At 46.4% G+C, this 19,868-nt stretch carries 24 protein-coding genes; 23 read left to right on the forward strand and 1 reads right to left on the reverse strand.

What is annotated here, in order from left to right; genetic code table 11:
- Window positions 1–26: 26 nt before the first annotated feature.
- The 20 genes from ACTHRH_RS05620 (at window position 27) to ACTHRH_RS05715 (ending at window position 15,223) form a co-directional block, all read left to right on the forward strand.
- Entirely contained in the window at window positions 27–2,171 is a 2,145-nt protein-coding gene (locus ACTHRH_RS05620; RefSeq protein ID WP_440414500.1) for a hypothetical protein, read from the forward strand.
- Complete coding sequence (locus ACTHRH_RS05625; protein ID WP_440414502.1) at window positions 2,171–2,872, forward strand: LysM peptidoglycan-binding domain-containing protein; 702 nt, start codon at window positions 2,171–2,173, stop codon at window positions 2,870–2,872. The genes ACTHRH_RS05620 and ACTHRH_RS05625 overlap by 1 nt, the downstream gene beginning before the upstream one ends.
- Window positions 2,873–2,884: 12 nt before the next feature.
- Window positions 2,885–3,853 carry an XkdQ/YqbQ family protein gene (locus tag ACTHRH_RS05630; RefSeq protein WP_440414504.1) on the forward strand — a complete coding sequence of 323 codons (969 nt, stop codon included), beginning with the start codon at window positions 2,885–2,887 and terminating at the stop codon, window positions 3,851–3,853.
- Window positions 3,853–4,152, forward strand: coding sequence for a DUF2577 domain-containing protein (locus tag ACTHRH_RS05635; RefSeq protein ID WP_313960603.1), 300 nt, complete (start codon window positions 3,853–3,855; stop codon window positions 4,150–4,152). The genes ACTHRH_RS05630 and ACTHRH_RS05635 overlap by 1 nt, the downstream gene beginning before the upstream one ends.
- On the forward strand, window positions 4,149–4,559 hold the full coding sequence (locus ACTHRH_RS05640; protein ID WP_440414506.1) for a DUF2634 domain-containing protein: 411 nt from the start codon (window positions 4,149–4,151) through the stop codon (window positions 4,557–4,559). The genes ACTHRH_RS05635 and ACTHRH_RS05640 overlap by 4 nt, the downstream gene beginning before the upstream one ends.
- A complete protein-coding gene (locus ACTHRH_RS05645) occupies window positions 4,552–5,634 on the forward strand; it encodes a baseplate J/gp47 family protein (protein ID WP_440414508.1) in 1,083 nt (360 codons plus the stop codon). The genes ACTHRH_RS05640 and ACTHRH_RS05645 overlap by 8 nt, the downstream gene beginning before the upstream one ends.
- A complete protein-coding gene (locus ACTHRH_RS05650; protein ID WP_144939527.1) occupies window positions 5,624–6,211 on the forward strand; it encodes a putative phage tail protein in 588 nt (195 codons plus the stop codon). The genes ACTHRH_RS05645 and ACTHRH_RS05650 overlap by 11 nt, the downstream gene beginning before the upstream one ends.
- Window positions 6,208–6,489 (forward strand): ketopantoate hydroxymethyltransferase, encoded by a 282-nt coding sequence (locus tag ACTHRH_RS05655; RefSeq protein ID WP_144939529.1) that lies wholly within the window; start codon window positions 6,208–6,210, stop codon window positions 6,487–6,489. Before ACTHRH_RS05650 ends, ACTHRH_RS05655 begins: the two co-directional genes overlap by 4 nt.
- A gap of 1 nt (window position 6,490) precedes the next feature.
- Complete coding sequence (locus ACTHRH_RS05660; protein ID WP_144939531.1) at window positions 6,491–8,272, forward strand: pyocin knob domain-containing protein; 1,782 nt, start codon at window positions 6,491–6,493, stop codon at window positions 8,270–8,272.
- A gap of 15 nt (window positions 8,273–8,287) precedes the next feature.
- Entirely contained in the window at window positions 8,288–8,677 is a 390-nt protein-coding gene (locus ACTHRH_RS05665) for a hypothetical protein (protein WP_144939533.1), read from the forward strand.
- Window positions 8,678–8,815, forward strand: coding sequence for an XkdX family protein (locus ACTHRH_RS05670; RefSeq protein WP_186328424.1), 138 nt, complete (start codon window positions 8,678–8,680; stop codon window positions 8,813–8,815).
- A gap of 54 nt (window positions 8,816–8,869) precedes the next feature.
- Complete coding sequence (locus ACTHRH_RS05675) at window positions 8,870–11,029, forward strand: hypothetical protein (RefSeq protein ID WP_144939535.1); 2,160 nt, start codon at window positions 8,870–8,872, stop codon at window positions 11,027–11,029.
- Window positions 11,030–11,041: 12 nt separating this feature from the next.
- Window positions 11,042–11,620 (forward strand): hypothetical protein, encoded by a 579-nt coding sequence (locus tag ACTHRH_RS05680; protein ID WP_144939537.1) that lies wholly within the window; start codon window positions 11,042–11,044, stop codon window positions 11,618–11,620.
- A 17-nt stretch (window positions 11,621–11,637) separates the two neighbouring features.
- A complete protein-coding gene (locus ACTHRH_RS05685) occupies window positions 11,638–11,835 on the forward strand; it encodes an XkdX family protein (protein ID WP_144939539.1) in 198 nt (65 codons plus the stop codon).
- A gap of 194 nt (window positions 11,836–12,029) precedes the next feature.
- On the forward strand, window positions 12,030–12,278 hold the full coding sequence (locus ACTHRH_RS05690) for a BhlA/UviB family holin-like peptide (protein ID WP_144939541.1): 249 nt from the start codon (window positions 12,030–12,032) through the stop codon (window positions 12,276–12,278).
- Entirely contained in the window at window positions 12,275–13,072 is a 798-nt protein-coding gene (locus ACTHRH_RS05695; RefSeq protein ID WP_260982159.1) for an N-acetylmuramoyl-L-alanine amidase, read from the forward strand. The genes ACTHRH_RS05690 and ACTHRH_RS05695 overlap by 4 nt, the downstream gene beginning before the upstream one ends.
- On the forward strand, window positions 13,050–13,253 hold the full coding sequence (locus tag ACTHRH_RS05700) for a holin (protein ID WP_144939542.1): 204 nt from the start codon (window positions 13,050–13,052) through the stop codon (window positions 13,251–13,253). The genes ACTHRH_RS05695 and ACTHRH_RS05700 overlap by 23 nt, the downstream gene beginning before the upstream one ends.
- Before the next feature lie 248 nt (window positions 13,254–13,501).
- The gene (locus tag ACTHRH_RS05705; RefSeq protein WP_144939544.1) at window positions 13,502–14,509 is read left to right on the forward strand and encodes a fibronectin type III domain-containing protein; all 1,008 of its coding nucleotides are present in this window, start codon (window positions 13,502–13,504) and stop codon (window positions 14,507–14,509) included.
- A 42-nt stretch (window positions 14,510–14,551) separates the two neighbouring features.
- Complete coding sequence (locus tag ACTHRH_RS05710; RefSeq protein ID WP_186328425.1) at window positions 14,552–14,698, forward strand: hypothetical protein; 147 nt, start codon at window positions 14,552–14,554, stop codon at window positions 14,696–14,698.
- A gap of 237 nt (window positions 14,699–14,935) precedes the next feature.
- Entirely contained in the window at window positions 14,936–15,223 is a 288-nt protein-coding gene (locus ACTHRH_RS05715; protein WP_260982160.1) for an SPOR domain-containing protein, read from the forward strand.
- A 125-nt stretch (window positions 15,224–15,348) separates the two neighbouring features.
- Here ACTHRH_RS05715 and ACTHRH_RS05720 read toward each other — a convergent pair whose 3' ends face one another.
- Window positions 15,349–16,152: an ankyrin repeat domain-containing protein gene (locus ACTHRH_RS05720; protein WP_440414515.1), complete on the reverse strand. Its 804-nt coding sequence runs from the start codon at window positions 16,150–16,152 to the stop codon at window positions 15,349–15,351.
- Between the two features lie 459 nt (window positions 16,153–16,611).
- Here ACTHRH_RS05720 and ychF point away from each other — a divergent pair, with 459 nt between their 5' ends.
- From ychF to prmC, 3 genes are all read left to right on the forward strand, one after another.
- Window positions 16,612–17,712 (forward strand): redox-regulated ATPase YchF, encoded by a 1,101-nt coding sequence (ychF, locus tag ACTHRH_RS05725; protein ID WP_379289754.1) that lies wholly within the window; start codon window positions 16,612–16,614, stop codon window positions 17,710–17,712.
- A 143-nt stretch (window positions 17,713–17,855) separates the two neighbouring features.
- On the forward strand, window positions 17,856–18,923 hold the full coding sequence (gene prfA / locus ACTHRH_RS05730) for a peptide chain release factor 1 (RefSeq protein ID WP_379289756.1): 1,068 nt from the start codon (window positions 17,856–17,858) through the stop codon (window positions 18,921–18,923).
- A 4-nt stretch (window positions 18,924–18,927) separates the two neighbouring features.
- The gene (gene prmC / locus ACTHRH_RS05735; RefSeq protein WP_440414518.1) at window positions 18,928–19,806 is read left to right on the forward strand and encodes a peptide chain release factor N(5)-glutamine methyltransferase; all 879 of its coding nucleotides are present in this window, start codon (window positions 18,928–18,930) and stop codon (window positions 19,804–19,806) included.
- The last annotated feature ends 62 nt before the right edge of the window (window positions 19,807–19,868 follow it).

Here is a 19,868-nt window from a genome sequence, read left to right on the forward strand (position 1 = left end):
GAGAAATGAAAGAAGGAGGTGGGAATATGGCTTCTATAAGCGGTATTTTACAGATATTCGGCAATATGGGTAGGTTGTTTAATAGAACAGGTCAAGCCGCCGATTCTGCGGCCAAAGCAATGAATCAACTGCCGGTCGTAGCTACTAAAATGACCAGCGATCTCATGATAGCGACACAAACCATTACCAAATTTACTTCTATGCGTAGTATAAAACAAAGCTCGGACTCAACGGCGCAATCCATGGTCAAGTTTCAGAGAATGGTATATACATGCACTTCAGTAACGATGCAATTTCGAAGTAGTGTTAGCTATGCCGCAAACTCTGCAAAGCAATTAGGCGAAGCTGCCAAAGATTCCAATAAAGGAGTTAAAAGAGTAGCCAAATTTTTGGACGAGTTAGGGGGCAAGCTGCGACAAGCAGCTGATAAGATTGAGAATTCAGCGAAGAAGGCCGGTTTTTTGCCGAGTTCCGATAAGAACTCTCCGGACTCTTCAAATAATGGCGAGAAGAAATCATCCAACAAATTTATGGATGGCGCGAAAAAATGGATCCCCAAAGGATTTAGTATGGCAAAACAACATGGAGGGGCCGTTCTTAATGCCGCTATGGAGCAAGAACAACTTAAGGATGCATTCATTGCCAGAACCGGCAATGAAGAAGTTGGAACCGCGATGTTTGAAAAATTCCGGAAGGATGCTCTTAGAACCGGTGCAGATATCAAGGAATATTTAACAGGTACGTTGCAGAATTTCTCCCTGACTAAAAACACTGATCAAATAAGCGAACTAAACTTGTTAGCGAATAAACTGCGGGTATTTGACAAGTCTGGCAAAGGCATGGAAGGATCATTTGAAACCGTGCGCAAAGCATTAGCGGGTGATTTGGGGAGTTTGGCTGCCCAACTAAATCTGCCGCTTCAGGCTCTTGAATCCTTTAAACTAGGGGAATTCGCAAGTAAAGGAGATTTTGACGGGTTTATATCAGCTTTTAACCAATTATTGGAGAGCCAAGGAATGGGGCAAGAGGCCTTCGAAACGATGATGGACAGCCCGGTGAACAAGTGGCAGACCTTACTGGGCAACTTTAATACCATGCTGGCGACTATTGGAACTAAAGCATTGGAAGCTTTGGCCCCTCTTATGGATACTTTAAACGCCGCTTTTGAAAGTGGACAGTTCGACCCCTTTATTAATGCCCTTGCTTCGGGACTTGAGTTTTTAGCCTTTGGATTTGAATGGCTTGTGCTTAATATTCCGCCTGCATGGGAGGTTATAAAGCAAGTTATTGCAGGGGTTGCTACTGCCATACGTTCATTAGCGATTATATTGATTGCACTTTCCCCTCTAATAATAGGTATCACGGTCGCTTGGCAAACTTATTCTCTAGTAACAAGAGTGGTAGGGATGGTATCAGGATTCGCTGCTACCGCCTTAAGAGTGTTGGGGACAGCTTTAAGCACATTAGGCAAAATCATGGGGAAACATCCGATTATCTTTTTTGTCTCGATTATAATTGGAATCATCTCCGCCATATTGGCTTTTCAATCGGTAACCGGCGGTCTGCGTAAAGTTTTCAGCCAGGCGTTTGGCTTTATTGTGGATGTGGCGGAAGGGGCTGTTAATTTCATTATCGGCCTTGTAAATGGATTAATCAGCGGAATAAACTCTATAGCCGGTTTTTTTGGCCGATTGGTTGGAATAGAAGAGGATCTCATCCCTGAAATTGAATTTAAGGCAGATTTCTCGGAATTCAAAAAAGCGGGCCAAGAGTTTATTGAAGACTTTACCCTGGATGATATTAAAGCCAAGTTCGGCCTCGAAGAACCTTCTACAGGTAATAACAACCATTCAGAAGATTTGCTAGGTGGTTGGAATTCCGGTATAACGGACAGTCCTTTCATGGGGCAGGCTCCAAGTATGGACTCCATCGGGAAAGTGGGCGAGGTTGGCAAAATCAATAATACGGTCGAAGTGGCCAGCGAAGATCTGGAGATCATGCGGGAGCTAGCGGAAATAGAAAGCATTCAGAACTTTGTCACTCTGACTCCTACCGTGCATATGCAAACCGGCGATATCAACAACGGTTATGATGCCGAGACGATTATCCGACGTATCGAGCAGAAGCTGGAGGAAGAATTCGTGTCGGCGGCAGAGGGGGTTTACGGGTAATGACTATAGAGATTACTGAAGGAGTCTGGCTTAGCTACAATAACCAAGAAGACGGGTTTCGGCTTCCGGTCAATCCTGCTTCCATTGAAATTAAAGAAGGCGTAAAAGGCAAAACTCATACGATATTGGGCAAGGGTGAAATCAATGTCATTCAGGCTCCGGAACTGAGAGAGGTAAGTCTGGAAAGCTTCTTTCCTATGGTGAAATACCCATATGTTGTCGTTGAAGAGCCTGAGAAACCGATATGGTATGTGGAAAAAATTCAAAAATGGATGGCCACCAAGCGGCCTATCCGACTGGTTTATGCCGGTGCAAATATGTATCCCGACTCCGAGGGAGTCAAAATAGCGGAATTGAATATTGCGGCTAGTATCGAAAACTTCACCTGGAGAGAAGTGGCGGGCTCCCCCGGCGATTTGGAATTCAAGCTGACTCTCAAGGAATATGTATTTTATTCGGCTCTGAGAACGTCCATTGTTGAAGATCAGGGAGAGGCGGTTCTGGAAGCTCAGCAGCCGCAGCGTCCGGATGAAAGGGAAGCTCCCAAAACCTATACTTTGGTTGCCGGAGACGGCTTATGGAAGGTTGCACAAAAATGTCTGGGAGACGGTTCCCGCTATCCCGAAATCCAGAAATTAAATGGAATCAGCGACGCTCAGTTGAATAGCTTGCCTATTGGTATGACGATCCAGCTGCCGTAGGAGGATGTTCGTATGATAGAAGTTTTATTGGATAACAAGAACGGCAACGTATGGGATATTACCCATCTTGTCACTGATTTAACATGGGCGACCAGCCGCACCGGGAAGCCGGCCAGTCTGGATATTACTTTTGTCCGGGGGGGGCTTTACGAGGAACGAAGCTTCGAATTTAACAACGGGGACATTATCCGTTTCCGCAAGGATGACATGAATGTGTTCTACGGTTATGTCTTTTCGATAGATAGAGGGATGGACGAATCCGTTAAGCTGAAAGCTTATGATCAGGTACGATACTTACTGTCCAACGACTACTACCGGTTTGCGGATGTTACGGCTGCACAAATTATTCAGCGCATTGCCGAAGACAATCAATTGAAAGTAGGAAGATTGGATGATACCGGGTATCGTATTCCGAAAATGCTGGAGGAAGACAAGAAGCTTCTCGACATCATTTGCAAGGCCATCGACCTGACACTAATATCGACCAAGCGGATTTATGTTTTTTATGATGATTTTGGCGAGCTGTCACTACGCAGTGTTGATGATATGAGGGTGGACTTCGCCCTCGGGGAACAAAGCCTCCTCTATGATTATCAGTATTCGCGTTCGATCGATAAAGAAACCTACAATAGAATAAAGCTATCCCAAGAAAATAAGGAAGAGAATACGAAAAAAATCTATATTGCACAGGACAGCGCCAATATAGCCAGATGGGGGCAGCTTCAGCTATATAAATCGGTGGATGAACAGTTGAACCAGGCGCAAATCAGCGAAATGCTCAATCAACTGATCCAGTTGAAAAATCGGGAGCAAAAAACGTTGAGAGTCGACGCTCTGGGAGATATCCGGTTGAGAGCCGGCTGTGTCGTTCCCATCCTGATAGAAGAGTTGGATATTAACCAGACATTTCTGGTGGATCAATGCAGTCACAAGATCGAAGGAGAGAACCATACGATGACGTTGGAATTGAGGGTGATCTGATGGCTATGCTGGATATTATTAAAAAAGCGGGCATAGGTGCCGTACAAGCCGGCAACCCGGTCACGGTCACCTATGCGACCGTTTCTCAAGTAAATCCTCTGGAGCTATATGTAGATCAGAAGTCTACGCTCACGGAGGATTTTTTAATTATTCCCGAACATATGACAGAGTACAAAGTATGGATAGGCGATCAGGAGGTTATCATCCGCAGAGGATTGGAGCGCGGAGATAAACTAATTCTCATCCGGGCGCAAGGCGGACAGAGCTTCGTGATCCTGGGTCGGGTGGTGGGATCATGATCCCTCAAGGAGGCACCATTCGTGAAGCTAAGGAGATCAGACAGAGACGGCAGCCCAGCCGAACCTATCGGCTGGATTTGTCTAATAAGCGAATCATCGGCATGACCGACGGGCTGGAGGCTGTCCGGCAATCCGTCTATAAAATATTGCGAACCGAGCGGTATGAGCATCTCATTTATAGTCCCAATTACGGCAGTGAGCTGATGGGTTTGCTGGGAAAGGACGCCGGGCTGTTTCATTCGGAATTGAAGCGCCGGGTCCGGGAGGCATTGATGCAGGATGACCGGGTTAAGGAAGTGGATGATTTCGATATTACTTATCATGGAGATTCAGCTCTGGCGCAGTTTACGGTTCATTCCGATTATGGCAGCTTTCGCATTTCTGAGGAGGTGAAATCGAATGTATGAGCAGCAGACCTTCGAGGCGATTTTGCAGCGGATGCTGGATCGCATTCCTGCAAATTTGGACAAGAGGGAAGGAAGCATCATTTATGATGCATTGGCTCCGGCTGCAGCGGAGCTGGCGCAGTTTTACATTGAAGTAGACAAAAATATCCGACTTTCCTACGCGGACACCTCAAGCGGGGAGTATCTCGCGCGCAGAACCGCAGAGTTCGGAATATTAAGGAAGCCCGCGACCCCTGCCAGGCGTAAGGGCTTTTTTTATAATTCCAAAGGCGAGCCCGTAGACGTTCCCGTAGGAAGCCGTTTTTCTGTGGATCAGGTATATTTCGTGGTTGCGGAAAAAAGAGCAGTCGGTGAGTATACTATGGTCTGTGAGAAAGCCGGGGAGATAGGCAATGGTCTGTTTGGCCCTATGCTTCCGGTCGATTATATTAAAGATTTGGCCCGGGCGGAGTTGGGAGAAGTGCTGGTTCACGGCGAAGATGAAGAGAGTGACGAATCCCTCCGTCAGCGTTATATGGAAACGATCAATGAGCAGCCATTCGGCGGCAATATTTCGGATTACCGGCAGAAAATCAAGTCTATTCCGGGGATTGGCGGGGTGAAAGTGTTCCCGGTTTGGCAGGGTGGAGGGACCGTTAAGTGTACGGTCATTACCAGCGATTTTTCCCCTCCGGCAGAGAAGCTGATCGAAGAAGTGCAGACCCTAATCGATCCGGTTCAAAACAGGGGCAAAGGGCAAGGTCTGGCACCGATTGGCCATCAAGTAACCATTCGCGGTGTGGAGGGGATCTCCATTGATGTCGAAACGACGATTACTTTGGAACCGGAGATGACCTTGGGGCAAGTACAGGAAGACATTGAAGGAGTTATTGAGGATTATTTGTTGTCCCTGCGCAAGTTTTGGAATCAGGAAGAGCGGCTCACGGTTCGGATCAGTCAGTTGGAAGCGCGTGTCTTATCGATCAAAGGAATAGCCGACATTGCCCAGACGAAATTGAACGGCAGCAGCAGCAACCTGGAACTTGGGCCTGAGGAAGTGCCGGTCATGGGAAGGGTGGGACTCCATGCGGGATAAACTGCTTTCTTATTTGCCTGAAATCTATCACGAGATTGTAGAGGTTCTGGAGCTGACAGATCGTTCCGATGAAGAACTGGCCCGGCTTTATGAGGCCTTGGATCGATGGTTCCAGGATCAATTCGTGCTGACTTCCTCCGAGCAGGCGGTTAAACGGCGGGAGCAGCAGTTGGGAATTAAGGCCGATCCGAATGCGGAGTCTCTGGAGTTTCGTAAGAAGCGCATCATTAACCGATATTCCACCAAGCCGCCATTCACGATTCGTTACCTTCAGGAAAGAATGGATTACCTGCTGGGGAAGAACCGGGCTTCCGCCAGAGTCGATATTCAGAATTTTATCCTGACAATCACGGCCAGCATCCAGGATGCGCACATTTTTAAAGAACTGGAACATACGGTCATGAGCATGAAGCCGGCCAACCTGGTCTATCATCAGCAAACCGCAGTAAGGGATGAGATCCAACTGGTTGAGCATATTTCACAGCATGAAATGACATGGAATTATAAACTGGATGGAACCTGGAAGCTTGGAGAACGTCCCTTTGCTTCCTTAGGTCCGGAGGTGGTCATAAAGTGATAACAACTCATTTATTAAACGAGGTTGCGAAGTTTACGGATTCGAAAATAGCCAAAATCGTATTGAATGGAACCTATGAGATTACCAGCTTCACTTCAAAACAAGCGGAGAATAATGAAGTGATCCTCAATTATATGGTTCCGTTCGGTTCAGTCGAGACGATCACACTGATCGAGCTTAAACAAGCAGACAACCGGGTCCTGAGCTCAAACCAGGTTTACGTTCCGGTGACAACCGATACGATTATGGTTCAGACCATCGAGGTCAAGGAGGGATAGCATGGCAAAAACCGATTGGACATACGAGGACATAGTTAAGCCGGAGGATATGAATGAGCTTGGGCAGGAGATTAACGATAATAAATCAGCAGCACAGGTTGCCCGCCAAAAGGCGGAAGAAGCTCAATCCGACTTAACCTCCCACGAAAATGCGACTCTCGTACATGGAGCTACCGATGATGCAATGCCTAACCGGATAGCTCTGCGTGATGCGTCAGGGCAATTTATGGTTGGTGTGCCTACTGATAGTAACCATGTGGCCAGGAAGGCGGAAGTGGATGCGATAGCTAATAATGCTGCTGGCTGGAAAGTATTCAACAACATTACTGAGCTTGGGTTAACAGAAGGTTCTGAGACCATGGAAGCAATTTGCAGAGCGATGCCGGATAAGTCGGAGTTGCGATTCCAAAAGTTTACTACAAACCCTTCGACGGCCTACCCAGCAACGGCGGGGATGCTATTCGTACGAAGATACTCGACATATCGCGTTGCACTAAAGTTTTTTAACGGAAACGGAAGAGCTGCTCATGAATGGATTGGATACTTTGATACAAATGTAAACCCTAATTTTTCTGGATGGGTAAAGGTTGAGTCAGTAGATGGAGCTCAAGCCAAAGCGAATACAGCGGAGCAGAGCACGATTAACTGGGTGAAGTCGTTTGGATTAGGGACGAACGCTCTTCGAACTTCAACTAATTTGAACGATGAGAAAGAAAATGGATGGGTATTGATTAACGATACTACCGTCAATAGGCCGTCAGATGTCCCATGGGGAATATGTAGGATAGAGGCGAGACACCCAAACCAAGTGTATCAGACAGCGCTAAGGACGGACGCAAGTACTGTGCGCATACTAACAAGGAAACTTAACACTACTTGGACGGAATGGTTGGAGATCTGGCATTCTGGAAACTTTGACCCTTCTTCCAAAGTCAGCAAGGCCGGAGATACTATGAACGGTAATCTATATGTCCCCGCCCTGATATCGTCGCGTTCCTCCAGTCCTACAATAGCAATAAGACACGCTGGTGAAGATGTGGCGGTCAGAGCTACGTTAAACAGTTCTACTTTTTATATACAAAGAATGGACTCATCAAACCCTATCGGTTCATGGATAAATGACATTCTGCGGGCTTCCATGGACGGGAGCCAGCTTTATACCGGACAGGGAAAAACAGTCTTTCACACTGGAAATTTTGATCCAAATACGAAAGTTAGCAAGGCTGGAGCGGAGACGATAACGGGCGAAAAGACATTCGCGGCACTTCAAAAATTTAACAGCGAAGTACACTGCTCTGGAAATTTCCCTCTGCATTTCCTAGGGGGTGCTAATGATACCCCTAATAAAAGGAATTATAGATGGGATGTCGTTGAGGATATGCTTCGTCTGCAAGCGCTCAATGATAGCCTGGCGTATACAAATGGACTTATTGAGCTTAAACACGACGGCTCAAGCTTTAAATTTAATGGCTCGGAAGTATGGACGAATAGGAACAACTCTGCATCATTAGCTCAAGCGGGATATCAGTGTTTAGCCAGCGGTCTAATTATCCAGTGGGGCTACGGAACTCCTCCGACTTCGGGAGAATATCCGGTCACGTTCCCGATAGCCTTCCCTAACTACGCGCGAAATATAACAATATCTCCATCTATAAAGTACGATAATTATGCCGTCGACTTAAGCGTATGGAGTTCGACTAGGTTCGGATTTACCGCAAATTTCAAGTATTCTGGAGAGCAAGGCGGAGGTAGAGGGTTCTACTGGTTCGCCGTTGGACACTAAGTGGGAGGTAAAGAAATGAACGAAGAATTTACGCAAGAACCCGTAAGATACGTAGAATTCGACGATTCCGGGAACATCTTCACATTCTACGCAAGTGACGTTTATGACGAAATACCTGAATCTGCCATCCCAATTACGTTCGATCAATGGCAAATGTTTCTAACAGATACTTCCCGGTGGAAACTCGACGGTAACGAAATTCGTGAGAAGACACAAGAAGAGATCGACGAAGAAATAGCAAATCGCCCACCTCCTCCGCCAAGGGGGCCGACCGAGACGGAAATACTAGGCGAAAGGCTGTTTGATGATGAAACTGAATTGATCCAAACAAAAATGGAAAATGAAATGCTTGGCAAGACATTGTTCGACCTGCAAACTGATCTAATGCTGAGAGGGGTGCTGTAGATGAAAAGCAAAGACTATGACTGGTGCTTACTTGCTTGGAAGCGTAAGTGGACAGATGAAGCAAAACTACAGGTTTGGGTAGATGCAGATAAAATAACGCAAGCTGAATACGAAGAAATAATTTCAACGCCGCGGTAGTTTTTCTCATTATTAACCTTTCGGCATAAGTTTAACATGGGAGGTGCAAAGAACATGACCTATCAGTCTAAGACTGATTGGAAATATGATGATATCGTCAAAGAAACTGATTTGAATCGAATTGAACAAGGCATTCACGATGTACATGCAGAATTAGACAAGGTCCCAAGTGTTCCAATAACACTAAAATCTGGCCTGCAAACAATAACAGCTAACAGGGATACTCCGCTTAGAATTACGAACATACGAGGCAGAACATTAATTAACTTGTTGGGTCGGGACGGGAAATGCGAAGATATAAATGTTTGGAATTCACTGAATTATGCTGTAAGAGAACTGAACTCGGAAAATAAAGTATATGGGAATACTTCTATTAAGATCACAGCTACGAGTACTAGCACACAAGGATTTAGTAGAAGGTTCAATTTGAAACTCAATAGTTACTATGTAGCTGTATCATATATAAAAAATGAAAGCTTTTCATCCTTTTCCGGAATGCAATATTGGGATGGAATCTCTGAAATAGTTGACTCCAATAACATTGAAATTAGTACAAAATTTAAAGCTGCCGTCTTAAAGTTCCGGTATACGCAGGGGACTAGCCCCACTATCTATTTTTACGGTCAAGGCGAGGCCGGAAATGTGATGTATATCGATGGTATCCGACTTTACGAAATCACTGAAGCAGAGTATAACACCATCGACTCCATGACTCCTGAGCAAGTCGCAGCAAAATATCCCTATGTGGATTCATTGCAAAACGTCAATAGGGTGTATCTAAGTACTAAAGCAGATGATGGACGAGAGACCTATATGTACCTGCCAACATGCCAGTTAGCGTCTAATCCAGACGGCTCAGTGGCAGACAGGATGTACATGGACAATGAGGGCAGGCCAAGAGCTGTGAGGCATTTTAGACGGATGGAGTTGGATGGTAATTTAGATTGGAAGAACAGCTTTAAAAATCAACAGTTTAAAACAGTTTCTGCATTTGTTGATAACAACGCCATTACATCTAATAGCAATGATAATCCAGATGCTCATTTCGTTGTTAAATATGATGGACGAATCCTCGGTAAGTACTATAGCTCGTCTGCGGACGGCAGACCTGATACATCATCAATAAGTAGTGGCGCTGTCCATATTATTATTGCCAATTCCGATAGTGGATGGGGGCCAGACTACGAACCGAGCCAGGACGAGATTAAGGCGTATTTTTGGGGCTGGAGAATGTATGATGCAAGTACGTCAGACGCAAGGAGTCCTTATAATGGAAAGCCCGGACAAATTAAGGGTTGGGTAGAGATGTGGAGTGCAGGGAATCCGACAGGTATTACCCCTACGACCCTTTCTCCTGGTTATACTCCCTACCTCCTTCAATACAAGCTAGCCAACCCTATAGATGAGCCACTGGGGCATGAAGGTAGTCTGATGCTCTATGAGGGAACGAACAAGGTTGAAGTTGGTACGGGGATTGTGGTTCGAGAAAAAGCAAATGTCGGAGAGGGCACTACCACTTGGGCTATAAATAATAAAAATGTTACAGGTACGTTATTGAAATACAGAACGGATGTCATTAAGGGCGTGTATAAAAACGGAATTAAGGACAGCACATGGGTTTTGAATTATGACCCAATTAATTCATATGGCAATCAACTCGCATATGTTAAAAAGGAGTCAGGACTTTACGACCCCTCAGCCGTCTACCAAGTCACCTACCTAGCTCTGGACACATACAAGATCGGCATAGCTCCAACAGTTATCAGCGCCGAGTATGCGTCTAATCTGAGGAAAACAGTTGATAGTCTAGTCGAGGAAAGCAAGAATGCTCTTGCCCGCATCACAGTCCTTGAAAATGAAAAGGCTACGAAGGAGCTGCCGCAGCGGATAAAGCCGACGCTTCTTAATGGGTGGGAAGATTATGGAGGAGATTATGAACGTTCTTTTTACTATAAGGATGAATCAAATGTTGTTACTATTATGGGTTTAGTGAGCAAGGGGATATCGACAGCAGGTACACCATTATTTATACTTCCCGTAGGATTTAGGCCGGACAAAACACTTATTTTTCCGGTTAATGGTTATGTTACGGGTATAGGTGATAGCTTTATCCGAATAGATGTGGATCCGACGGGAATTGTAAAGCTTGCCTCATCAAATGCAAAAAATGCCTATATTTCATTGCAGGGTATAACTTTCCGTGCATATAAGTAAGGAGGTCACACTTTGAAAGAAGCAATAATAACCGACTTGGACGGATATATGAAGGATGTAACGCTTGTTGCCGACCATGTGACAGGCGTTTTTCCTATTATGGAGCCTGTTCCGGCATCGAACGAGTTGGAACCAATGGAATTTCTGGATGAGGCAGAGGAGGCAAAAGAGCCGGTAAATCCCGAAGTTGTCCTCATAGGCTACACAGTGGCCGTCCCCGTACCTCCTGGGCTGTACAAGCCACGGTTTGATCTTGAGGCGTGGCAAGCCGCTGTATCGCAGTATGAACAGGAACTAGAAGAACGGCAGCAAGAGGTGGAGCAAGGGAACGGCGAAACGGGAATTGAAACACCATTTTCTCTGTCTCCCATAGATCTTATGCAGTTTTGGATAGAAGGTTTGATGCCGGGGGAAATTGAGGAACTTCGAAGCCAGCCCCAACCGCACTCAACCGAAGAGAAGGTCGAGCAGTTGGAAGCTGCGATGGCGAAATTGCAACAAGATTTTATGGCTAAGGATGCGGAAATAAACGAGATCAAAAGCCGAAACGCAGAGCTGCTGCTAACTTTGGCCACGAAAGGAAGCTTATAGAAAGGAGGCGGAAAAGGATGAACTGGTACCCGTGTATCAAAAGCTATTACGAGGAAGGGCGGTACACCACCGAAGATTTAAAGGTCTTCCTGCAGGCAAAACAAATAACACCCGAGCAATACCAACAGCTTACCGGTGAAGCCCCCCCGAAGCGATTTTCTAAACCCGCATCTTTGCTCAAACGAACCCTATTTTCCAAGAGAAAAACATCATGAACTCACTCAAGTCTTGTCCAATTAAGGTGCGATAATGTACTCGGTTTTTGCCGTTCATAACAAAGATCAGCCTCATAGGTGAAGAAAATAGCGGACATTCTGAACACAAAAATCTGGTTGCTCTAACTTGGTGCACCCAATAATTCAACATTTTTTTATAATGTTCCTCATTTTATTAGAAAGCAGGTGAGGTGATGGAATCCGAAGTTATCAATGCTGCGGCAACGCAAGGAATTTTCGCGATTTTGTTTGTTGCCTTATTTTTTTACGTTATTCGGACTCATGACAAGAGGGAGCAGAAGAGCGAAGCCAGAGAGAAGCGGCTGATCGTTGCGTTGGAAAAAGCGCAAACTAACAATCAACAGTTAGCGATAGCCGTTCAGAAGCTGGCTGATGAAGTGGAAGAAATTAAAGATTCTTTGCCGCGGAGGGAATCGGCTTGAGATCTATTGAGTGGAAAGGAAACAAACATACCAACAGCAGCAGCCGGGGGACGCAGGTCCCCTTTGTCATTGTTAACCATATCTCGGCGGGATCCATGGTAAGCATGGATTCCTGGTTTACGAGCCCCAATAACTATACATCATCGGCTCATTTCGGAGTGTCGAAGGACGGCCGCATCCACCAATATGTAGATATTCGCAGGATGGCTTGGGCTAACGGAATCGGGGCTGACGATATTGCCAAGTCGAAGACACCTGTGATCCAAGACCATCCGGGAATCAACCCTAACCTTTATTCCGTTTCCATCGAACACGAAGGCACGGACGGTGATTTAACCGAGGCTCAGTTCCAGGCTTCGGTTTGGCTGCACCGGTATATCCAGCAGCAGGTTCAAGAAATATGGGGCCCAGTCTTCGAACTGGACCGTTATCATGTTATCGGTCATTTTCAAGTTAATCCGAGAGGAAAGCCGTCCTGTCCGGGGCCAAAGTTTCCGTGGGCTCGACTCTATCGGGAATTACAAGGAGAACGGGATGAGGGGGAGGGAGACACATTGAAGCTGGAGACGTGGCAATGGAAAATGCTTGGGGACGCCATAGACAAAATGTACAGAGAAAGCGTCAACGGAAAAATGCAGCCGGCGCTCATAACGGACTATACCTGGGCGGAAAAAGCCTATACCGGCCGGCTCACCTTATCTGAATTGGCGTGGCTGAATCTGATCCTATTAGCTAGACATAACCAAATTGAAGTTGGAGGAGAGGATAAAGATGTTGGAAAAAAGACGGTTTAGAAATTACGGGTTATGGGCGGCGTTAATTGCTTTGGTAACCGATATTTTGATCTACACCGGACTTATCACTTTTACCCGGGAAGAGGTAGAGTTTGTTACGCAAAGAATGCTTGAGATTCTTGTGCTGCTTGGGATTTTAAACAATCCTACTCATCCTCAAAGCAAAGGCTTTAACTTGTAGCGTAAAAGGCAGTTTTACACCTGTTCTTCAGGATTCAAGATAGTGGCGACATGATGCAAGGGGAGCACCCAACGCTTCACTTCTTCATAAGAACTGTTTTGTAGATCCCGATGCAGCAACAATTTTGGTTTTTATAGTTTGGGGTACCGAGGGCTGGCTGAGGTTTGTTTGATTAGTCGTAATACCTTGCCGGACTCAAGCCCCATCTATGAAAATAAATACTTTTTTACAAAGGAGAGGAAGAAACAATGATGTTAACTAAAAAGAGAGGGTTACGCGCTATGGCTATCATTCTTATGCTGGCGCTGGGCCTGACCCTGGCTATGCCATTCGCTTCCGCGGCATGTCCGGATGGTGATCCACTAGGCTATTTAAGCTACAAACCATTGACTCACAGTACAACGCCTTTTGGCGAGGGAAATTCGGTAACTACGGTAACAGACCATAATCCAGACACCAGTTACACCTTACCGAAAAACCAATATTTGACGATCGATCTTGGAAAAGAAGTGTCAGCGACAGCTCTGAAGGTACAAGCTTCGCAACCGGTTGACGTGTATTACTACAGCTCCGGCCGCCAACTGATGACCGTTACTGATGTTACTTATTTGTACAACGGTGCTCCAGACGGAACCATCAAGTACACGAACGAAGAAGTAAGAAATGTCCGCTATATTTCATTTAGCTACAGCGGTCAAGAAGACGTGGTCAACATTCAGGAGCTGAACATTTATGGAGGTGCGCCTGTACCGTGGCCAGATGCACCGTCTTACTTGTGGGCATATGGCGAAGACAATGAAGTCTACCTTCATTGGCCAGATGTAAGCGAAGCCGTCTATTACAACATTAAAAAATCAACTTCTCCGGAAGGTCCGTTTGTAACCGTGACCTCCAGTGTATACACCCATTATTCCGACTTCAATGTCTATAACGGCCAAACCTATTTTTATACCGTTACGGCAGTAGACAAGCACAATGGGGAAAGTCCGCCTTCGCGCGTTGCATGGGCTACTCCGGAGGCTCGATCCATGGAGCGTGGAATTTTGCTCATTACGATGGACAACGGGTTAGAGCGCGAGTTTGACCTGTGGAATTGGGAGCTCGAGGCCTTCACCAACTGGTACGAGAACCGTTCAGAAGGACGGGGGCCGGCTGCTTATGTAATCGAAAGATATGAGAATCGGGGGCCGTTCCTGGATCGCAAAGAGTATATCGTTTTCGATAAGATTTTGTACTTCCGAATTAATCGTTATTAAGAATGGGGTACGAAAGGAAGATTGTAGAGACAGGATAGCAACGTGAAAAAGCAAACCCAAAACTATACATTAATCCATGATTGGTCGACCGGGATCGTGCTGTTGGCCGATGCTATTTTAGTCGTCCTGGCCACGCTTGGCATCATAAGCAATCCAACCAAGCCGGAGGGCAAAGGTTTCAATTTATAGCTGGATTGTCGGATACTAATGAAAAAAAGAAAACTTGGGTATTAGTGCAACGACAACAATATAATCTTAATGAATTCAATTTCAACGGAGCCCTCTTTTCATTATAGAAAAGGGGGCTTTGACCTGCTTAATCTAGGAAACCCTACCATCTTATGCTCTTCTGTTACAGGAGTACAAGCCGTTAATATCAGCTGCATATAAATTGAAGCATGGAGGTGACGATCACGGCCAAAATAAGTGCAAATCGGTGCTTTCAGCATTCGTGCCAATGCGGAAACAATGGCTGCAGATGCACGCTCCAAAGGCTTTTCCCCTTATATTGTGTTTACGGGGGGACTGTACAAAGTACAGCTAGGCGCATTCTCTGTCCGTGCGAATGCGGAAGCTTTGGCTCAACAGGCCAGAGCGGCAGGTTACTCGCCCATTATCGCGATCCCTCTGTTTTCCCCCTTCCCCTGCAGATTTTCAATTAGTGGGGGAGGGAGGCGATCGAATTCCAATAATCACTTAAGTACAACTTACTGAACATTGCCGATCATCGTTCATATAGCTGCTCCTGGGGCACATATGCTTTGGGGGCAAGCCTATCTGTCCGAATTATTCTCCGCAAGTGACAAGATAATGCCTCGCAAGAAAGCCCTTTTTGTTATTTAATCCGCAGAATTAACTAACCCTTTCTTTTCAAATAATTCAAGTACCGCGGTTCTCTCCAGCTGAAGAGCCAGCTCATAGGGAGTCCGGTTTTCCTCATCTACTTTGGTCAAGTCAATATCTTTATGATTCAATAAACTTTCCACAATTGGCATCATCAAATCTTCATAATCTGCATATGCAATGGCAAGATGAAGAGGCGACCACTTCTCTTGTTCATTGGGATTTCCTTCTTCATTGGGATCAGCACCTCTTTGAAGCAAGTATTCCACTTTATCACTCCTATAGGATCCAATAGCGTCTAATAGTAATGTGTTTCCATGAGGAGATCTAACATTTAAATCAGCCCTTCTATCTTCTGCCATTAGAATAAGCATATCGGCTGTCCTCGCAATAAAAAGCAAGGGCATTCCATCATCATCCACACCGTTAGGATCCGCGCCTTTTTCCAGTAATAAAGATACCAATTGTAAATCTTCTTGATTTTTATAGGAGTATTGGTGCCAATAAGTCAAGACATACTTAAGAAGTTCGTCCAGCTCTTCCTTGTCTAATCCGCCAACGATATTTTCGATATCATCGAATTGATTACTAGAAGCATCTTTAAGCATAGAATGAGCTAATTGTTTACTTTCAGATATTGGATGGGTTGAAGGTTGGGGAGTTGATTGCGGAGATGGGTAAGATGAAGGTTGAAGTGAAAATGGCGGGCTTTCGAACTCGGTAGACTCATGAGGATCATTATTTGGTGACAGTGTACAACTAGTAAGCAGAATGAAGATGGCAAGAATATAAAGCTTCATTGTAATTCTCCTTTCACCGCTCTCTTTATAATAACGTTCAGAACTAATATTCAGTTGTCGCTAAATCTCAATATAGGGTTGATTCTAATAATATCAGATTAAACCCTTAAGCCGAAGTTACTCCATCCAATCCAACGATCTGACGAATGATCCAGTAACGACTCTGTGAATTCCAATGTGAGAAGAGTTAGGGTGACAGCATGAGGATTTAGTCAGAGATCATATACGGTGTTGTAGAATAATTAAATCTTTTCAACCTACGAATCCCCGTTAGCGACCGGCTGACGGGGATTTTTGTGCCCAAAAGGAACTTCTCACAATAAACAGTCAAACCGGCTATGCCTTGTCGATTTCCTTCAAATGGAACCGCTCCCGTATAAGTCTCTGGAGCTTTTTCTTAATATGCGGTATAATATCTTGATGACTTGATTGACGTATATAATAAGGGAGTTGTCCTAAATGGCTTTGAAAGCAGGTATTGTCGGCTTACCTAACGTGGGAAAATCCACTTTGTTTAACGCGATAACCCAAGCAGGGGCGGAATCCGCCAACTATCCGTTCTGTACGATCGATCCGAACGTGGGGGTCGTTGAAGTTCCCGATGAACGTCTGCAGAAGCTTGCAGAGATCGTCGTGCCTAACCGGATCGTTCCGACAGCCTTTGAATTTGTCGATATTGCCGGGCTTGTCAAAGGAGCCAGTAAGGGAGAAGGCCTGGGGAATAAATTTTTGGCCCATATTCGCGAAGTGGACGCCATTGTTCATGTTGTCCGTTGTTTTCAGGATGAGAATATTACACATGTGTCGGGTAAAGTGAACCCGATTGACGATATCGAGACCATTAACCTCGAACTGATTCTGGCCGATTTGGACTCCGTTGAGAAAAGAATCGACCGTTCCCGTAAAAATATGAAAAGCGGGGATAAAAAATACGCGGCCGAGGTAGAATGTCTGGAAAAGATCAAGGAAGCTCTGCTGACGGACAAACCGGCCCGCAGTGTCGAGCTTAGCGATGAGGAGAAACTGCTGATCCGCGATCTTCATTTGTTGACAATCAAGCCTGTACTGTATGCAGCGAATGTAAGCGAGGCCGAGGCCGGCAATGCCGATGGCAATCCTTATGTTCAGCTGGTAAGAGAATACGCGGCTAAGGAAGGCGCAGAGGTAGTTCCGATCAGCGCCAAGGTAGAATCGGAAATCGCGGAGCTCGAGGGTGAGGACCGCGAAATGTTCCTGGAGGAGCTCGGACTGAAGGAGTCCGGACTGGATAGGCTTATTCGGGCCGCTTATAAGCTTCTGGGCTTGTATACTTATTTCACAGCAGGAGTACAGGAAGTACGGGCCTGGACCATCCGCCAGGGAACGAAAGCGCCTCAGGCGGCGGCCGTTATTCATACCGACTTCGAGCGGGGCTTTATCCGTGCCGAGGTTGTGTCCTATGAGGACTTGGTTGCAGCCGGATCTATGAACGCAGCCAAGGAAAAAGGCCAACTGCGTCTGGAAGGTAAAGATTATGTAGTTCAGGACGGAGATGTAATGCATTTCCGCTTTAATGTATAGATGTGAGCGGACGGAATTTTAACCCGATATGGGAAGGTTCCTGAAGCCAGAATCATATAAAGCGATATGAAATCTCGCCATTTACGCAACCCAAGAAAGATCGAACGATTGATTAATCCATCCTTGTCAAGAGGTGAGTGCGCTTGTTAGACCGGCTCCAATCGTTGGCCGATCGTTATGAGAAGCTGAGCGAATTGCTCTGCGATCCGGACGTAGCTAACGATACCAAAAAATTAAGAGAATATTCCAAAGAACAATCCGACCTCCAGGAAGCTTATGATGCCTACACCGAGTATAAAATGGTAATCGAACAGCTGACCGATGCCAAGGCAATGCAGAATGAAAAGCTGGACGATGAAATGCGCGATCTTGTCAAAATGGAGATTGATGAGCTAGAGGAGCGCAGGGAACAGCTGGAGGAGCAGATCAAAATATTAATGCTTCCCAAGGACCCGAATGACGACAAGAACGTCATTGTCGAAATTCGCGGTGCAGCCGGAGGAGACGAAGCGGCGCTGTTTGCTGCCGATCTTTATCGGATGTACACGCGTTATGCCGACCGTCAAGGCTGGAAGACGGAAATTTTGGAAGCCAGCCTGAATGATCTGGGAGGCTTTAAAGAGGTCATCTTCATGGTGTCCGGTAAAGGGGCCTACAGCAAGCTCAAATATGAGAGCGGGGCACACCGTGTGCAGCGGATACCGGTGACGGAATCGGGAGGACGGATTCATACTTCGACCTCGACAGTTGTAGTCATTCCGGAAGCCGAGGAAGTAGAAGTGGAAATCAAGGAAAGCGACATCCGTGTAGATACATTCTGCTCGAGCGGGGCGGGAGGACAGTCCGTCAACACGACCAAATCGGCGGTTCGCGTTACCCACCTGCCAACGGGAATAGTGGCCACCTGTCAGGACGGCAAATCCCAGAACTCGAATAAAGAGAAAGCATTGCAAGTATTGCGTGCCCGTATCTACGATAAATTTTTACAGGAAGAGCAGCAGAAGTACGATTCGGAGCGCAAGAACAAGATCGGAACGGGAGACCGGAGCGAACGAATTCGTACCTATAACTTTCCGCAAAGCCGGGTCACCGACCATCGCATAGGTATGACCGTTCATCGGCTGGAATCCGTAATGGATGGGGATATGGAAGAATTCATCTCAGCGTTAACCGTAGCGGCACAAGCCGAACAGTTGGAAAAAGGGGAGTAAGCCGATGAATGTCAACCGGCCTTCTTCGATTCGGGAAGCCTATATATGGGCTTCTTCTTTTTTACAGGGGCAGGGGGTTCCGGATGCCGGAGCCTGCTCCGAGCTGCTTCTCCAGTATGTACTGGGGTGGGACCGCAACCGGCTGCTCTTGAATTGGCAGGAGTCTTTTCCCGAAGACCGGATGTCTGCATGGCAGGTGGCCATCCAACGGAAAGCAAGCGGAGAGCCTGTACAGTATATTATAGGAGAGCAGGAGTTTTATGGACTCTCTTATACGGTTACACCGGCAGTTCTCATTCCACGCCCCGAGACCGAGCTTCTGGTGGAAGCCCTGATCAAGCAGGGAAAACGAATGTGGCCAGAGCAAGAACCGCTTCTGGTCGATGTTGGGACGGGAAGCGGCGCTATCGCGGTGACTGTGGCCGTTCAATGTCCGGAATGGCGGATATGGGCTACGGACCTGTCGGAGGAGGCTCTGCAGGTTGCCAAATTGAACGGGGCAAAGCATACCGGAGAAGGACGGATCGAGTTTATGCTTGGAGATTTGCTCGATCCGCTCATTCGGAAGAGGGCAGAAATCGATATTCTCGTCTCCAATCCACCTTATATTCCATCCGGGGACATGCCTTCACTGCAGAAGGAAGTTGGCCAATATGAGCCGCATCTCGCGCTTCACGGAGGGGAAGACGGGATGGACTATTATCGCCGGTTCCTGATTGACATGGACAAGTTGGCTGCCCCTCCTGCATTGGTCGGCTTTGAGGTCGGGCAGGGCCAGGCAAGGGCGGTCGAAGAGATGCTTAAGCGGGAAGGAAAATGGTCGGAGACCCAAATTGTTACCGATCTGGCGGGGATAGAGAGGCATGTTCTGGCCTGGCGCTGAAAGCTTCGCTATAACGTGGCCATTCAAGACGGGACGGGTTCAGCCGGATAGTTGATCCCGTC

Source organism: Paenibacillus sp. SAFN-117, from assembly GCF_051966115.1.
In the GTDB taxonomy this organism is placed as follows: Bacteria; Bacillota; Bacilli; order Paenibacillales; family NBRC-103111; genus Paenibacillus_L; species Paenibacillus_L residui.

Bases quoted from the DNA above. Each gene is read 5' to 3' on its own strand.
- ACTHRH_RS05705 (WP_144939544.1), top strand. From the start codon at position 13,502: ATGATGTTAACTAAAAAGAGAGGGTTACGCGCTATGGCTATCATTCTT.
- ACTHRH_RS05700 (WP_144939542.1), top strand. From the start codon at position 13,050: ATGTTGGAAAAAAGACGGTTTAGAAATTACGGGTTATGGGCGGCGTTA.
- ACTHRH_RS05630 (WP_440414504.1), top strand. From the start codon at position 2,885: ATGATAGAAGTTTTATTGGATAACAAGAACGGCAACGTATGGGATATT.
- ACTHRH_RS05685 (WP_144939539.1), top strand. From the start codon at position 11,638: ATGAACTGGTACCCGTGTATCAAAAGCTATTACGAGGAAGGGCGGTAC.
- ACTHRH_RS05635 (WP_313960603.1), top strand. From the start codon at position 3,853: ATGGCTATGCTGGATATTATTAAAAAAGCGGGCATAGGTGCCGTACAA.
- ACTHRH_RS05620 (WP_440414500.1), top strand. From the start codon at position 27: ATGGCTTCTATAAGCGGTATTTTACAGATATTCGGCAATATGGGTAGG.
- ACTHRH_RS05660 (WP_144939531.1), top strand. From the start codon at position 6,491: ATGGCAAAAACCGATTGGACATACGAGGACATAGTTAAGCCGGAGGAT.
- ACTHRH_RS05665 (WP_144939533.1), top strand. From the start codon at position 8,288: ATGAACGAAGAATTTACGCAAGAACCCGTAAGATACGTAGAATTCGAC.
- prmC (WP_440414518.1), top strand. From the start codon at position 18,928: ATGAATGTCAACCGGCCTTCTTCGATTCGGGAAGCCTATATATGGGCT.
- ACTHRH_RS05720 (WP_440414515.1), bottom strand. From the start codon at position 16,152: ATGAAGCTTTATATTCTTGCCATCTTCATTCTGCTTACTAGTTGTACA.
- ACTHRH_RS05645 (WP_440414508.1), top strand. From the start codon at position 4,552: ATGTATGAGCAGCAGACCTTCGAGGCGATTTTGCAGCGGATGCTGGAT.
- ACTHRH_RS05650 (WP_144939527.1), top strand. From the start codon at position 5,624: ATGCGGGATAAACTGCTTTCTTATTTGCCTGAAATCTATCACGAGATT.
- ACTHRH_RS05625 (WP_440414502.1), top strand. From the start codon at position 2,171: ATGACTATAGAGATTACTGAAGGAGTCTGGCTTAGCTACAATAACCAA.
- ACTHRH_RS05675 (WP_144939535.1), top strand. From the start codon at position 8,870: ATGACCTATCAGTCTAAGACTGATTGGAAATATGATGATATCGTCAAA.
- ACTHRH_RS05640 (WP_440414506.1), top strand. From the start codon at position 4,149: ATGATCCCTCAAGGAGGCACCATTCGTGAAGCTAAGGAGATCAGACAG.
- ychF (WP_379289754.1), top strand. From the start codon at position 16,612: ATGGCTTTGAAAGCAGGTATTGTCGGCTTACCTAACGTGGGAAAATCC.
- ACTHRH_RS05690 (WP_144939541.1), top strand. From the start codon at position 12,030: ATGGAATCCGAAGTTATCAATGCTGCGGCAACGCAAGGAATTTTCGCG.
- ACTHRH_RS05670 (WP_186328424.1), top strand. From the start codon at position 8,678: ATGAAAAGCAAAGACTATGACTGGTGCTTACTTGCTTGGAAGCGTAAG.